We start from the raw sequence: 13,698 nt of genomic DNA, 5'->3' as shown, positions 1-13,698 counted from the left end.
TGCAACGCTGCTCCGCAGAGCCGGGACCCATTCATGTGTTGCGACATGGCCCCCGGATCAGCAGCGCACCGCGCCGCAAGGACGGCGCGCTGCGCAGCATCCGAGGAACGCAAATACGACTACGCCACCTCGTTGAAACACCAGGCCAGGATGCCCTTTTGCGCGTGCAGGCGGTTCTCGGCTTCGTCGAACACGACGGATTGCGGGCCGTCGATCACCTCATCGGTGACCTCCTCGCCGCGATGCGCGGGCAGGCAGTGCATGAACAGCGCGTCGGGCTTGGCCAGCGACATCAGCTTGGCATTGACCTGGTAGGGCCGCAGCACGTTGTGGCGGTGCTCGCCTTCCTTGTCGCCCATCGACACCCAGGTGTCGGTGATGACGCAGTCGGCGCCGCGCACGGCGGCTTCCGGATCGGTGCCGAGCGCGATCGATGCGCCGGTGGCCTTGATCCAGTCGCGCATCGGCTTCTTCGGCGACAGCTCAGGCGGCGTCGCGACATTGAGCTGGAACTTGAAACGCTCGGCGGCATGCGCCCAGGACGCCAGCACGTTGTTGTCGTCGCCAGTCCAGGCGATCGTCTTGCCCTGGATCGAGCCGCGGCGCTCCTCGAAGGTCATGAGATCGGCCATCACCTGGCAGGGATGCGAGCGCCGCGTCAGCCCGTTGATCACGGGCACGGTGGCGTGGGCGGCGAGCTCCAGCAGCGCGTCGTGATTGAGGATGCGGATCATGATCGCATCGACATAGCGCGACAGCACGCGCGCCGTGTCGGCGATGGTCTCGCCGCGGCCGAGCTGCATCTCGGCGCCGGTCAGCATGATCGATTCACCGCCGAGCTGGCGCATGCCGACGTCGAACGACACGCGGGTGCGGGTCGACGGGCGCTCGAAGATCATCGCCAGCGTCTTGCCGGCGAGCGGCTTCTTGCCCTTGTCGCCGAATTCTTTCTGGACCTTCAGCTGCGCCTTCATGGCGGCGCTGGCCTGGAGCATGTTTCTGAGCTCGCCGAGCGGCAGCTCGTTGATGTCGAGGAAATGACGGACGGGCTTGCTCATCATCCCGCCGCCTTCTTCGGCTGCGCGGACGACAGCGCGGCGCAGGCGCGCTCGAGGCTGCCGATCGACTGCTCGATCTCGGCCTCGGTGACGATCAAAGGCGCCAGGAAACGCACGACATTGTCGCCGGCGCCGACGGTGAGCAGTTTCTGCTCGCGTAGCGCGGCGACGAGATCGCCCGAGGGCACCACGGCCTTGACGCCGATCAAGAGGCCCTCGCCGCGTACCTCAGACAGAACCGACGGATAACGGTCGACGACGGAAGCAAGCTTCTGCTTCAGGAGCAGCGACATCTTCTGCACGTGCTCGAAGAAGCCGGGCTTCAGCATCACGTCGAGCACGGCGTTGGCAGCGGCGACCGCGAGCGGATTGCCGCCGAAGGTCGAGCCGTGCGAGCCCGGCGCCATGCCGGCCGCGGCGTCTGCGGTGGCGAGCACCGCGCCGATCGGGAAGCCGCCGCCGAGCGCCTTTGCCAGCGACATCACGTCGGGAACAACGCCGGTGCGCTTGTAGGCAAAGAGATCGCCGGTGCGGCCCATGCCGGTCTGCACCTCGTCGAAGGCGAGCAGGAGGCCATGCTTGTCGCAGAGCTCACGCAGCGCCTTGAAGAAGGATTGTGGTGCCGAGCGCACGCCGCCCTCGCCCTGCACCGGCTCGATCAGGATGCCGGCGGTGTGCGGGCCGATCGCCTTCTTGACGGCCTCGATGTCGCCATGCGGGACCTGGTCGAAGCCGTCCATCGGCGGGCCGAAGCCCTCGAGATATTTGGCGGAGCCGGTGGCGGCGAGCGTGCCCAAGGTGCGGCCGTGGAAGGCGCCCTCGAAGGTGATGATGCGGTAGCGCTCGCCATGGCCTTTCGAGAAGTGATGATGGCGGACCAGCTTGATCACGCCCTCCATCGCCTCGGCGCCGGAATTGCAGAAGAACACATAGTCGGCAAAGCTCTGTTCGCAGAGCCGCGCGGCGAGCTTCTCGCCATCCGGGCTCTTGAACAGGTTCGACATGTGCCAGAGCCTGGTCGCCTGCTCCTGCAACGCCTTGACCATGTGCGGATGCGCATGCCCCAGCGCGTTCACGGCAACACCCGAGGTGAAGTCGAGATAGCGCTCGCCATTGGTCGCGATCAGCCAGGCGCCCTCGCCGCGCTCGAAGCCGAGATCGACCCGGGCGAAGACGGGAAGCAGATGCGAGGTGGCGCTGTTGGTCATGGCGATCACTGCTGAGGTTGCACGAGCGGTTGGAAGCTGGAAATTGCTGCGCGCATTGGCGCGGCCGCGGCAACAGCCAGCATCGGAAAACAAAACGTGCCGCCTTTGCGAGGCGGCACGTGAGGGTCATTCTAGGCGGCAGGGGGTATCTGTCAATCGCCACGAAGCGGCCTTCCTGCGATGCGAGAAAAGCGCAATCCGTAGCATTCCGGGTGCGGTGGAAAAGCCGAATTGCAAGGCTTAAGTGTGGGAACATGTGGACGCACAGCTGCGGACTCTTGCGCCTGAGTCACGCCATATTGTAGCGTTTGGGCTGTCGGGTACGACATCTCGTGCGGCAGTTTTAACCCTCTAAGTAGCCTTCAGTATTGCGTAAACGTTCGGGCGCATTTCCGCGACCGGCGAGGGCTAAGGGATTCTGAGCGCTGAGGATTTCTAGGATTTGGCTCGCAGCGCCGCGTCCGTGACTGGCCGGTGCCAAGCGAAGGGATAAAAGCGATGACGGTATTGACCTGGTCCGACGATCGCGTCGAGCAGCTCAAGAAACTCTGGGAACAGGGGCTTTCAGCCAGCCAGATTGCCGCAGAACTCGGCAATGTGACGCGGAACGCCGTGATCGGCAAAGTGCACCGGCTGGGCCTCTCCGGCCGTGCCAAGGCCCCCGCGACCGCTGCCCCGCGGCAGCGCAAGGCCCGCCCGGCGCAGCCGATGATGCGGGTCTCGCGCCCGGTGTCGCGCGGCAACACCGCGCTGGCCCACGCCTTCGAGGTCGAGATGGAGCCGGATCCGGTCGCCTTCGACAACGTGGTGCCGATGAGCCAGCGGCTGTCGCTGCTGGAGCTCAACGAGGCCACCTGCCACTGGCCGGTCGGCGATCCCTCGAGCCCGGAATTCTTCTTCTGCGGCGGCAAGGCGCTGTCGGGCCTGCCCTATTGCGCCCACCACTCCCGCGTCGCCTACCAGCCGGCGAATGACCGGCGGCGTCCGGCGGCGAAGCCGACGCTGAAGTAAGGCACCCGCTCTCCTAAATCGTTCGGCCCCGTACGTGATTGCGTGCGGGGCCGATGTGTTTTTGCGAGGATGTGTAGCCCGGATGCAGCGAAGCGAAATCCGGGACGGTGCTCAATGCGGAGAAAGCGGCCCCCGGATTGCGCTACGCTTCATCCGGGCTACGCGACTGCGTTTGTTACGCTGACGTGCCCTACGCCTGCGGCTCGGCCTTGGCGAAGCGGTCGTCCAGCGCGTAGCCGGCGCCGCGGACGGTGCGGATCGGGTCCTGCTCGCGGCCGGGGTTGAGCAGCTTGCGGAGGCGGCCGATATGGACGTCGACGGTGCGCTCGTCGATGTAGATGTCGCGGCCCCAGACGCTGTCGAGCAACTGCTCGCGCGAGAACACGCGGCCGGGATGCTCGAGGAAGAATTCGAGCAGGCGATATTCGGTCGGGCCGAGATCGATCGGCCGGCCCGAGCGCGCCACGCGGCGCTTCTCGCGGTCGAGCTCGATGTCGCCATAGGTCAGCACGGTGGCGAGCCGCTCGGGGCTGGCGCGCCGCAAGAGGCCCTTCACGCGGGCCAGCAGCTCCGGCACCGAGAAGGGTTTCACGATGTAGTCGTCGGCGCCGGTGGCAAGGCCCCGCACCCGCTCGCTCTCCTCGCCGCGCGCGGTCAGCATGATGATCGGCAGCTGCTTGGTCTCGGGACGGGCCCGGAGCCTGCGGCACAGCTCGATGCCCGACAGCCCCGGCAGCATCCAGTCGAGCACCACGAGATCGGGCACCCGCTCCTTCAGCCGCGTATCGGCATCGTCGCCGCGGCCTACGGTTTCGACGTCATAGCCTTCGGCATCGAGGTTGTAGCGCAACAACGTCGTCAGCGCTTCTTCGTCTTCGACCACCAGAATGCGTGCGCTCATCGGTCCAATTTCTCTCTCTGTCTTGACCTGTTGTCCTGACGCAAACCGAAACGCCCTTGTCCTATTTGAGCATGATCTTGTCGGAAAACCGCTTCACACTTTTCCGGATCATGCTCAGGTGTTAGGCACCGTCGTCGCGAAGTTCGTCATGTCGCCCTTCGGCCGCTTGTCGGTGATCTGCTGGCCCTCGATCATGTAGAACACGGTTTCGGCGATATTTGTGGCGTGGTCGCCGATCCGCTCGATGTTCTTGGCGCAGAACATCAGATGGATGCAGAACGAGATGTTGCGCGGATCTTCCATCATATAGGTGAGCAGCTCGCGGAACAGCGAGGTGCAGATCGCGTCGACCTCCTCGTCGCCCTTCCAGACGTTCATCGCGGCCGGCAGATCGTGCGCGGCATAGGCGTCCAGCACCGACTTGACCTGCGACAGCACGAGGTCGGTCATGTGCTCGAGGCCGCGGATCAGCTTCAGCGGCTGGAAATCGCTCTCCAGCGCTGCGACGCGCTTGCCCATGTTCTTGGCGAGGTCGCCGATCCGCTCCAGATCGGTGGCAACCCGCATGGCGCCGACGATCTCGCGGAGATCGATCGCCATCGGCTGGCGGCGGGCGATGGTCAGCACCGCGCGCTCCTCGATGACACGCTGCAGGCTGTCGATCTCGATGTCGGCGGCGACGACGCGCTTGCCGAGCGCGACGTCGCGGCGGATCAGCGCGTCGACGGATTCGGTGATCATGCGCTCGACGAGGCCGCCCATCTCGGCGACCAGGCGGGTCAGTTCCTGCAGGTCGCTGTCGAATGCCTTGGCGGTATGTTCAGAAGCCATCTTATGTCTCCTAGCATCATGATCCATATTGGATCATGATCTCATTTCAGTTTGAGCATGATCTGGTCGGAAAACCGGTACCCACTTTTCCGGATCATGCTCTCAACCGAACCGGCCGGTGATGTAATCCTGGGTGCGCCGATCGCTCGGCGACGTGAAGATCTTGTTGGTGTCGTCGAACTCGATCAGCTCGCCCAGATACATGAAGGCGGTCTTATCGGAGACGCGGGCCGCCTGCTGCATGTTATGCGTGACGATCGCGATCGTGTAGTCCTCGGACAGCTCCTGGATCAGCTCCTCGACCTTGGCGGTCGAGATCGGATCGAGCGCCGAGCAGGGCTCGTCGAACAGGATCACCTCGGGCCGCACCGCCACGGTGCGGGCGATGCAGAGACGCTGCTGCTGGCCGCCGGACAGCGAGAGGCCGCTCGCATTCAGCTTGTCCTTGACCTCGTTCCACAACGCGCCGCCGCGCAGCGCCTTCTCGACCCGGTCGTCCATCTCCGACTTCGAGATCTTCTCATAGAGACGGATGCCGAAGGCGATGTTTTCGTAGATCGTCATCGGGAACGGCGTCGGCTTCTGGAACACCATGCCGACGCGCGCGCGCAGCAGATTCAGGTCGAGCCGGGGATCGAGGATGTTGGTCTGGTCCAGCATCAATTGGCCGACCGCGCGCTGGCCCGGATAGAGGTCGTACATCCGGTTGAAGATGCGCAGCAGGGTCGACTTGCCGCAACCGGACGGGCCGATGAACGCAGTGACGCGGTTGGTGCCGAGCGTCAGATTGATGTTCTTCAGCGCGTGGTGCTCGCCGTAATAGAAGTTGAGGTTGCGCGCGGTGACCTTCGGCGGCGCTTCCGGCAGCGGCACCTGGGGAACGTGGCTCGCGACGGTCGAAACAGAAAGCTCGGTCATTTTGCGGCCCTTTCGGCACCAAGGATGCGCGCGCCGATGTTGAGGGCGAGCACGGTGAAGGTGATCAGCAGCGCGCCGCTCCAGGCCAACTCTTTCCAGTAGGCGTAGGGGCTCTGCACGAAGTTGTTGATGGTGACAGGCAGGTTGGCCATGGTCTTGGTCAGGCCAAGGCTGAAGAACTGGTTCGACAGCGCAGTGAACAGCAGCGGCGCGGTCTCGCCGGCGACACGGGCGGTCGCCAGCAGCACGCCGGTGATCAGGCCACTTCGCGCAGCACGGTAGGCGATCCGCTTGATCACCAGCGAGCGCGGCAGGCCGAGCGCGGACGCCGCCTCACGCAGCGGATTGGGCACCAAGAGCAGCATGTCCTCGGTGGTGCGCAGCACGACCGGGATCACGATGACGGCGAGCGCCAGGCTGCCGGCGATCGCCGAGAAGCCGCGCATCGGCACCACGACAGCGCCATAGATGAACAGGCCGATGATGATCGAGGGCGCCGACAGCAGGATGTCGTTGATGAAGCGGATCACCGAGGTCAGCCTGTCGTGCTTGCCGTATTCGGCCAGATACGTGCCGGCGAACAGGCCGAGCGGCGCGCCGATCCCGACACCGATCACGGTCATGATCACGGAGCCGACGATGGCGTTCAGAAGCCCGCCTTCGGTCGAGCCGGGCGGCGGCGTGTTCTGGGTGAACAGCTGCACGGACAGGCCGGAGACGCCGTTGATCAGCAGCGTGGCCAGGATCAGCGCCAGCCAGGTGACGCCGAACGCGGCGGCGCCGAAGCACAGCGCGCGGATGATGATGTCGTTGCGGCGGCGGGATTTGTAGATCGGGTTCATGGCGTCACTTCCCCGCCTTGGTTTCGAGCCGCATCAGCATCAGCCGCGCTGCGGCGAGTACGAAGAAGGTCAGCACGAAGAGAAGCAGGCCGAGCAGGATCAGGCCGGACTGGTGCAGCCCGTCGCTCTCGGCGAATTCGCTCGCGATCGCCGCCGAGATCGTGGTGCCCGGGGCGAAGATCGAGGAGGAAATTCGAAATGAATTTCCGATGATGAAGGTCACCGCCATGGTCTCGCCGAGCGCGCGTCCGAGCGCCAGCATGATGCCGCCGATCACGCCGACGCGGGTGTAGGGGATCACGACATTCTTGACGACTTCCCAGGTGGTGCAGCCCATGCCGTAGGCCGCTTCCTTCAGCACCGGCGGCACGGTCTTGAACACGTCGACCGAGATCGCGGTGATGAAGGGCAGCACCATGATGGCGAGGATCAGGGCTGCGTTGAACAGGCTGAGATAGGACGGGGGACCGGCGAACACCGCGCCGAGCACCGGCACGCCGTCGAAGATCCTGATCATGAACGGCTGGAAGGTGTTGGCGAGGAACGGGCCGAGGACGAAGAAGCCCCACATGCCGTAGATGATCGAGGGAATGCCGGCCAACAGCTCGACCGCGATGCCGATCGGGCGGCGCGCCCATTGCGGGCACAGCTCGGTCAGGAATATCGCGATGCCGATGCCGACGGGGATCGCGATCAGCATCGCAATGACGGAGGTGATCAGCGTGCCGTAGATCGGGCCGAGCGCGCCCAGCACCGGCGGATCGGCGGACGGCGCCCAGCGCTGCGTCCACAGGAAGGCAAGGCCGTATTCCTTCATCGCCGGCCAGGCGCCGACGATCAGCGACAGGATGATGCCGCCCAGGATGAGGAGAACCGAGATCGCCGAGATGCGGGTGATCCAGTAGAAGGTGGCGTCCCCGAGCTTGAAGGCGCTGAGCGCCTTGGCGCGATCGTAAGGTCCGGCGGCTTCCATCACATCGCTCTGAACAGCCATGTCTGCCACGCCAATCCCCTGTTTTCTATCTTGAAGGCCACTCAAACCGCTACGCCCCCGAAGCGATTGTCACTGACGTTTTTCCGGCGTCAGGCCGGATGCGCCTGATCGGTGCCAGATCCGGAAATCCCGTTCTTGTTGTGATGCGGGATGATCCGGAAGGAAAAGCCTGCGCCGCTTGCGGCGCAGGCAAGTCGCGTCACGTCGGACTTAGCTCTTGATGTCGGCCGACCAGGTCTTCTCGATCATCTTGACGACCGAGTCGGGCATCGGGATGTAGTCGAGCTCTTCGGCCGCCTTGTCGCCCTTCTCGAAGGCGTACTTGAAGAACTTGATGGCTTCCTGCGAGGCCGCCTTGTCGGTCGAGTCCTTGTGCATCAGGATGAAGGTCGCGGCGGTGATCGGCCAGGAGGCGTCGCCCGGCTGGTCGGTCAGGATCACGTAGTAGCCGGGAGCCTTGGCCCAGTCGGCATTCGCAGCGGCAGCCTGGAAGGCGGCCATGGTCGGCTGCACGGTCTTGCCGGCCTTGTTGACCAGCGCGGTGAAGGTCAGCTTGTTCTGCTTGGCGTAGGCATACTCGACATAACCAATGGCGTTCTTGGTCTGGCCGATGTTGCCGGCAACGCCTTCGTTGCCCTTGGCGCCGACGCCGACCGGCCACTCGACCGCGGTGCCCGAACCGACCTTGGACTTCCAGTCGGCGTTCGACTTGGAGAGGTAGTCGGTGAAGTTGAAGGTGGTGCCCGAACCGTCGGAGCGGCGCACGACGGTGATCGCGTCGGTCGGCAGCTTCAGGCTGGGATTGAGCTTGGCGATCGCGGCGTCATTCCACTTGGTGATCTTGCCGAGATAAATGTCGCCGAGCACTTCGCCCGAGAGCACCAGCTCACCCGGCTTGATGCCTTCGAGGTTCACGACCGGCACGATCGCGCCCATCACCATTGGCCACTGGACGAGGCCGTCCTTCTCGAGCTGCTCATGCTTGAGCGGCGCGTCGGTGGCGCCGAAGGTCACGGTCTTGGCCTGGATCTGCTTGATGCCGGCGCCCGAGCCGATCGACTGGTAGTTCAGGCCGTTGCCGGTCTCCTTCTTGTAGGCGTCAGCCCACTTCGAATAGATCGGGAAGGGGAAGGTGGCGCCGGCGCCGGTGATATCGGCAGCGAAGGCCGACGTCGAAGCGGCCACGATGCCGGCAGCGACGATTGCTTTGATGAAATTCATGGGGTGGTCTCCATCGTGTGAGCGAAGCGCCAAATGCGCCCGATCGCGCTCACGCCGTCCATCTAGGATCGGTCGATGCCCCTTTTATAAAGGTTGGATGACACTTGGATGACAGACTTAAAGATCTGAAATCACTCAGCTTTGCGCTGGTAATAAGGTCTTCGGCTGGGGAAAACAGGCCGTAAACGTGGCGCCATTATTGGGCACGCTTTCGATCAGAAGACGCCCGCGATGACGGTTAAGAATATGTTTCACCAAGGATAATCCGAGGCCGGTTCCACCCTGGTTGCGGCTGTCGCCGACGTCGACCCGGTAGAAGCGTTCAGTCAGCCGCGGCAGGTGCTCGGGCGCGATGCCGGGGCCGAAATCCCGTACCATGATACGGATTTCCTGGGCTCCCTCGCCTCCGGCCGCGCCCGGCGTGAGCGACACGATGACGCGTCCACCCGAGGCGCCGTATTTGAGCGCGTTCTCGATCAGGTTCTCGAACAGCCGCAACAGCTCCTCGCGGTCGCCGGCGATGGTAACCGGGGTCTCCGGCAGGTCCATGTCGATCTCGACCTGTCGCTCGCTGGCCAGCGCCTCGAGGCCATCCACGACCTGGTGGACGATCGGGACGATGTCGATCTGGGTGTCCGGCCGCACATGCGCCGACAGCTCGACCCGCGACAGCGACAAGAGATCGTCGATCAGCCGCGCCATCCGGGTGGCCTGGGTGTGCATGATGCCGAGGAAGCGCTCGCGCGCCCGCGCATCCTCCTTGGCCGGCCCCTGCAGCGTGTCGATGAAGCCGGACAGCGCCGCCAGCGGCGTGCGCAGCTCGTGGCTGGCATTGGCGACGAAGTCGGCGCGCATCTCCTCGACCCGGCGCAGCGGCGTCTGGTCGTGGAAGGTCATCAGCATGCACTTGTCGGTGCCGCCGAACAGCGTCGGCACCGGCACCGGCGTGATGATCAGCTCCATCCAGCGATCGACCGGCACGTGGTCGAGATAGGTGGCGCGGCGCGGCTCGCTCGAGGCGATCGCCTCGCGCAGCGCGGTGATGATCTCGGGCGAGCGCAGCGCGAATTGCGCGAGCTCGTTCTTGCGCAGCGCCGGCGCGAGCTGCGCTGCGGCCGCATTGAGATGGATGACGCGGCCGGCGCGATCGAGCAGCACGGCCGGATCCGGCATGCCGGCGACGACGGCCGAGACGGCCGCGGTCTCGACCGGATTGACGCCGCGGACATCCTCGCGCGAGGTCGCCGCGTCATGCAGCCGCCACGGCACCATCGCCGCCGCCGCGATGGAGATGAAGACGGCGCAGGCCCGCACCAGGGTCAGTTCGCCGAGCGCCACCGTAACGCTGAGCGCAAGCGCTGCGACCAGCAGGATGATCGCCGCGTGGCGCAGCCGGTCCTGCCACGGCGCGAAAATCGAGGAAGGGGAATCGTAAATCGCCATCGTGCCGGCTTCCGTCCCGTCAATATGCAAGGCGCCGTTCGAGGCACCCAGATCCAAAGCGTCCAAATTGCGCGAGGCGACGTCCACCTCGCTCGCCGACGCAGTGGGCTGCATCATCAGACGCCGGTGTCGCCACGCTTGCGCACATAAACCGCCTCATGGTGCGGCTCGGCGTGGGGACCCGAATCAGCCTGCGGCAGCCGTTTGAGTCGGGCACCGAGGATAACTTCCCGAAGCGTCAGCAAGATTACAGATATGACAAAGGGCGCAATATAATAGAGGACCCGGAACAGCAGCATGCCGCCGAGCAGGTCCTCGCGGTCCATCTGCCAGAGGCCGACCAGCATCGCGGCGTCGAACACGCCGAGGCCGCCGGGGGAATGGCTGGCGAAGCCGAGCAAGGTCGCGGAGACGAAGATCACGGCCACCACGATGAAGCCGAGATTGGGCTCGTCGGGCACCAGCACGTACATCGCCAGCGCACAGAAGCCGAGGTCGACGATGCCGATCACGATCTGCAGCAGCGTCAGCGGCCCGCCGGGCAGGGTCACCGTCCAGGGGCCGCGGCCGACCACGCGCGGCTGGGTCCAAACCCAGACCACATAGGCGACCAGGGCGACGATGATCGTGAGTGCCGCGGTGCGGTTCAGCCAGGGCGGCAGCTGGTCGATATTGGCGGCGGCCTCCGGATGATAGGCGATGCCGAGGCCGAGCACGGCGGCATTGCCGAGCCAGAAAGTCAGGCCGGCCAGGAAGCAGATCTTGGCGACGTCGATCGCGTTCAGGCCCCAGGCCGAATAGATGCGGTAGCGCACCGCGCCGCCGGTGAAGACGCTGGCACCGACATTGTGGCCGATCGAATAGGAGGTGAAGGCCGCCAGCGCGTTGACGCGGTAGGGCACATGGGCGTGGCCGATCGCACGCACCGCGAACAGATCATAGAAGGTCAGGGTGAAATAGCCGGCCGCCACGAACAGCGCAGCGAGCGCGATCTGGCGCGGCTCGGTGCCCTTGATGGCCTCGATCACCTCGTTGGAATCGATGCCGCGCAGCATGTGGTAGAGCACATAGCAGGCGATCGCGATCACGGTGATGCTGATGACAACGCCCAGCTTGTGCAGGACTTGCTTCTGGCGCAGAAACGCGATCGCCCTGCGGATTGCTTCCAGCATCTAGACCTCGACTTGCGATCCTGCGACGACGGCCACCGGGCGAAACCCCGCCATCGCTTCGCTGTTCCCTGCCCCATTAGCGCGTTTTCCGTCGGAGGAAAATCCATCAAAAGACAATAAAACGCGCGTGTTCAACATATTAGGGACGATTCATGACAGCGGGTGCACAAATTTGAGCATTTTGCCGCCGCATCCGTGGAGGATTTGTCGCAACCGGGTCAAAACGCGTTCGGACGGCCTGCTGCGGGCTAGGATTTCGGTCCGCTGACACGCCGCCGCTCACCGGCGTCTCACCTCACCGGCTGGCTGCGCGTGACCACCCAGTCCCGCAGCCAGGAGCCGATGGCGCAGCCGACCAGGTAGAGCGCGAACATCACCAGGAAGAGGTCGAGCCAGTAGCCGAAGCGGCCGGGCACCACATGCGCCGCCGAGGCCGCCACCAGCGCGATCGCGAGCAGCGACAGCAGCCGCATCTGCAGCTTCGAGACGCCCCGCGCACGGTGCACCACCGCGATCCAGCCCATGCAGAAGCCGAGCAGGAACGCCCCGAGCAGCCAACCCCAGAAGAATGTTGCGAGCGCGGTCATCGTCACTTCACCACGAAATCGATGCGGCGGTTCTGCGCCTTGCCATCTTCGGTGTCATTGGCGCCGAGCGGCTGCGTGCTGCCATAGCCGACCGGCATGAAGCGGTTGGCCGGCAGGCCGGCGCGAACCATGTAGTCCACCACCGCCTGGGCGCGCTTTTCCGAGAGCGTCTGGTTGGCCGCCTCGTCACCGTCGCTGTCGGTATGGCCGGCGATCTCGATCGTGGTGCTTGGGCAGCGCATCGCGGTCTCGATCAGGCGATCGAGCAGGCCGGCGGAATCGGCGACGATGTCGGCCTTGCCGGATTCGAAACGGATGCGGGCTTTCGCCAGGATGTCGGCGAAGAGCTGCTGGCACACCGTGGGATCGACCGGCGCCGCCGCCGGCTTCACCGAGATCTCGGCCTTGTACTGCCAGCCCTGCGGAAAGTCCTTGCCGAGCCCGGCGCGGATCTGGTTGGCGGCGGCTTCATAGAAGGCATCGCCCGACAGCTTGACCTCGCGATCCGACACCACGAGCGTGCCGGTCGACAGCCGCGACAGCGCACCGAGCGCGGGCACCACGGCGTTGGCGAAGCCCGAGGGCGCGCCGATGCTGGCCTTGAGATTGTCGACGACCTTCTCGCTGAAGAATTTGCGGCCCGCAGACGCGACCAGCGCGGCATGCACGGTGTTGTCGGGCACGTAGCCGGTCAGCGTCAGCGTCACCGCGACCGGGTCCTTGTAGGCCTGGAACACGTAAGGCGGCGCCTTGATGTCGTTGGCGGCGACCGAATAGCCGTCGGGCAAATTCTTCAGCGCGGCGGCGATCGCCTCGCGGCCGCCAAGCTCGCGCGCCATGCCCGACAGATTGACCTTGTTGTCGGTCAGCGTGATCTTGCCTTCCTTCAGCTTGCCGATCTGGTCGATCAAAAGCACCGCGACGCTGTCGAAGCGCTGCGGGGCGCCACGCGCGAGCCCCATCTGATCGACCACCTCGACGCCGCCGAGCGCGGCCTTCGCAGCTTCCGTCAACTTGCTCTTGCTTGCCGGCAATGGCGAGCTGCCGCCGAGCGTCACGCGCAAGACGTCGCGCTCCGCCGACCAGACGAACGGCTTGGCTTCGGCGATCAGGCGGGTCTCGTCGTTAACCAGGCGCACCCCGGGCACCGTCTCGACGGAGGCGACGGCGCTGAGGCGGCCGTCCTCGGAGAAGGCGCTGGCGGCGAAGGTGACGTCGCGGCCGTCGACGCTTATGCGACGTTTGTCGAGTACAGTGTCCTTCAATGCGGCATTAGAACGCGCGGCAAGATCGCCCTCGACCGTTGCCGTGCTCGACCAGGCCGCGATACCCCAAAGGATGACCAGCGGAATCACACCCGGCCACCATTTGCTACTCCACTTATATAGTCCGTGCATTCGGGGTCCTGCGGCTCCGGAAGTAGAGAGAAAACAAACCCTTGGCTGGCTGTCAAACCCGAAATGGAACCGCCCGGCAGAGCTCCCAGGGAGCGCCCGGACTAACCGTTTCTTC

At 64.9% G+C, this 13,698-nt stretch carries 13 protein-coding genes; 1 reads left to right on the top strand and 12 read right to left on the bottom strand.

The window, feature by feature from the left end; genetic code table 11:
* Nucleotides 1-119 precede the first annotated feature (119 nt).
* Both argF and JQ604_RS11955 read right to left on the bottom strand, forming a co-directional pair.
* Nucleotides 120-1,058, bottom strand: a complete 939-nt coding sequence (gene argF, locus JQ604_RS11960; RefSeq protein WP_212357327.1) for an ornithine carbamoyltransferase — start codon at nt 1,056-1,058, stop codon at nt 120-122.
* Nucleotides 1,058-2,266 carry an aspartate aminotransferase family protein gene (locus JQ604_RS11955; protein WP_212357324.1) on the bottom strand — a complete coding sequence of 403 codons (1,209 nt, stop codon included), beginning with the start codon at nt 2,264-2,266 and terminating at the stop codon, nt 1,058-1,060. The genes argF and JQ604_RS11955 overlap by 1 nt, the downstream gene beginning before the upstream one ends.
* A 498-nt stretch (nt 2,267-2,764) precedes the next feature.
* Between JQ604_RS11955 and JQ604_RS11950 the strand changes: the two genes are divergently transcribed.
* Entirely contained in the window at nt 2,765-3,277 is a 513-nt protein-coding gene (locus JQ604_RS11950; protein WP_212357321.1) for a GcrA family cell cycle regulator, read from the top strand.
* Nucleotides 3,278-3,467: 190 nt separating this feature from the next.
* Here JQ604_RS11950 and phoB read toward each other — a convergent pair whose 3' ends face one another.
* The 10 genes from phoB to JQ604_RS11900 form a co-directional block, all read right to left on the bottom strand.
* Nucleotides 3,468-4,178 (bottom strand): phosphate regulon transcriptional regulator PhoB, encoded by a 711-nt coding sequence (phoB, locus tag JQ604_RS11945; protein WP_212357317.1) that lies wholly within the window; start codon nt 4,176-4,178, stop codon nt 3,468-3,470.
* Between the two features lie 114 nt (nt 4,179-4,292).
* On the bottom strand, nt 4,293-5,009 hold the full coding sequence (gene phoU, locus JQ604_RS11940) for a phosphate signaling complex protein PhoU (RefSeq protein WP_212357314.1): 717 nt from the start codon (nt 5,007-5,009) through the stop codon (nt 4,293-4,295).
* A 102-nt stretch (nt 5,010-5,111) separates the two neighbouring features.
* The gene (pstB, locus tag JQ604_RS11935) at nt 5,112-5,927 is read right to left on the bottom strand and encodes a phosphate ABC transporter ATP-binding protein PstB (protein WP_212357311.1); all 816 of its coding nucleotides are present in this window, start codon (nt 5,925-5,927) and stop codon (nt 5,112-5,114) included.
* Nucleotides 5,924-6,769: a phosphate ABC transporter permease PstA gene (gene pstA, locus JQ604_RS11930; RefSeq protein ID WP_212357308.1), complete on the bottom strand. Its 846-nt coding sequence runs from the start codon at nt 6,767-6,769 to the stop codon at nt 5,924-5,926. Before pstA ends, pstB begins: the two co-directional genes overlap by 4 nt.
* A 4-nt stretch (nt 6,770-6,773) precedes the next feature.
* Complete coding sequence (pstC, locus tag JQ604_RS11925; RefSeq protein ID WP_212357305.1) at nt 6,774-7,763, bottom strand: phosphate ABC transporter permease subunit PstC; 990 nt, start codon at nt 7,761-7,763, stop codon at nt 6,774-6,776.
* 210 nt (nt 7,764-7,973) lie between these two features.
* Nucleotides 7,974-8,984, bottom strand: a complete 1,011-nt coding sequence (pstS, locus tag JQ604_RS11920) for a phosphate ABC transporter substrate-binding protein PstS (protein ID WP_212357302.1) — start codon at nt 8,982-8,984, stop codon at nt 7,974-7,976.
* 135 nt (nt 8,985-9,119) lie between these two features.
* On the bottom strand, nt 9,120-10,427 hold the full coding sequence (locus tag JQ604_RS11915) for an ATP-binding protein (protein WP_212357299.1): 1,308 nt from the start codon (nt 10,425-10,427) through the stop codon (nt 9,120-9,122).
* A 116-nt stretch (nt 10,428-10,543) separates the two neighbouring features.
* Nucleotides 10,544-11,599, bottom strand: coding sequence for a lysylphosphatidylglycerol synthase domain-containing protein (locus tag JQ604_RS11910; protein WP_212357296.1), 1,056 nt, complete (start codon nt 11,597-11,599; stop codon nt 10,544-10,546).
* A gap of 290 nt (nt 11,600-11,889) precedes the next feature.
* Entirely contained in the window at nt 11,890-12,186 is a 297-nt protein-coding gene (locus JQ604_RS11905) for a hypothetical protein (protein WP_212357293.1), read from the bottom strand.
* A gap of 2 nt (nt 12,187-12,188) precedes the next feature.
* On the bottom strand, nt 12,189-13,583 hold the full coding sequence (locus JQ604_RS11900) for an OmpA family protein (protein ID WP_212357290.1): 1,395 nt from the start codon (nt 13,581-13,583) through the stop codon (nt 12,189-12,191).
* Nucleotides 13,584-13,698 lie beyond the last annotated feature (115 nt).

Origin of the sequence: Bradyrhizobium jicamae, assembly GCF_018130695.1 — a bacterium.
In the GTDB taxonomy this organism is placed as follows: Bacteria; Pseudomonadota; Alphaproteobacteria; order Rhizobiales; family Xanthobacteraceae; genus Bradyrhizobium; species Bradyrhizobium jicamae_B.
Note: the sequence above shows the minus strand (reverse complement) of the source record. Positions and strands in the feature narration are given on the sequence as shown.

What these genes read in the sequence shown, in the direction of transcription:
- phoU (WP_212357314.1), bottom strand. Translation starts at nt 5,009, where the DNA reads ATGGCTTCTGAACATACCGCCAAGGCATTCGACAGCGACCTGCAGGAA.
- pstS (WP_212357302.1), bottom strand. Translation starts at nt 8,984, where the DNA reads ATGAATTTCATCAAAGCAATCGTCGCTGCCGGCATCGTGGCCGCTTCG.
- pstB (WP_212357311.1), bottom strand. Translation starts at nt 5,927, where the DNA reads ATGACCGAGCTTTCTGTTTCGACCGTCGCGAGCCACGTTCCCCAGGTG.
- JQ604_RS11905 (WP_212357293.1), bottom strand. Translation starts at nt 12,186, where the DNA reads ATGACCGCGCTCGCAACATTCTTCTGGGGTTGGCTGCTCGGGGCGTTC.
- pstC (WP_212357305.1), bottom strand. Translation starts at nt 7,763, where the DNA reads ATGGCTGTTCAGAGCGATGTGATGGAAGCCGCCGGACCTTACGATCGC.
- JQ604_RS11910 (WP_212357296.1), bottom strand. Translation starts at nt 11,599, where the DNA reads ATGCTGGAAGCAATCCGCAGGGCGATCGCGTTTCTGCGCCAGAAGCAA.
- JQ604_RS11900 (WP_212357290.1), bottom strand. Translation starts at nt 13,583, where the DNA reads ATGCACGGACTATATAAGTGGAGTAGCAAATGGTGGCCGGGTGTGATT.
- pstA (WP_212357308.1), bottom strand. Translation starts at nt 6,769, where the DNA reads ATGAACCCGATCTACAAATCCCGCCGCCGCAACGACATCATCATCCGC.
- JQ604_RS11915 (WP_212357299.1), bottom strand. Translation starts at nt 10,427, where the DNA reads ATGGCGATTTACGATTCCCCTTCCTCGATTTTCGCGCCGTGGCAGGAC.
- argF (WP_212357327.1), bottom strand. Translation starts at nt 1,058, where the DNA reads ATGAGCAAGCCCGTCCGTCATTTCCTCGACATCAACGAGCTGCCGCTC.
- phoB (WP_212357317.1), bottom strand. Translation starts at nt 4,178, where the DNA reads ATGAGCGCACGCATTCTGGTGGTCGAAGACGAAGAAGCGCTGACGACG.
- JQ604_RS11955 (WP_212357324.1), bottom strand. Translation starts at nt 2,266, where the DNA reads ATGACCAACAGCGCCACCTCGCATCTGCTTCCCGTCTTCGCCCGGGTC.
- JQ604_RS11950 (WP_212357321.1), top strand. Translation starts at nt 2,765, where the DNA reads ATGACGGTATTGACCTGGTCCGACGATCGCGTCGAGCAGCTCAAGAAA.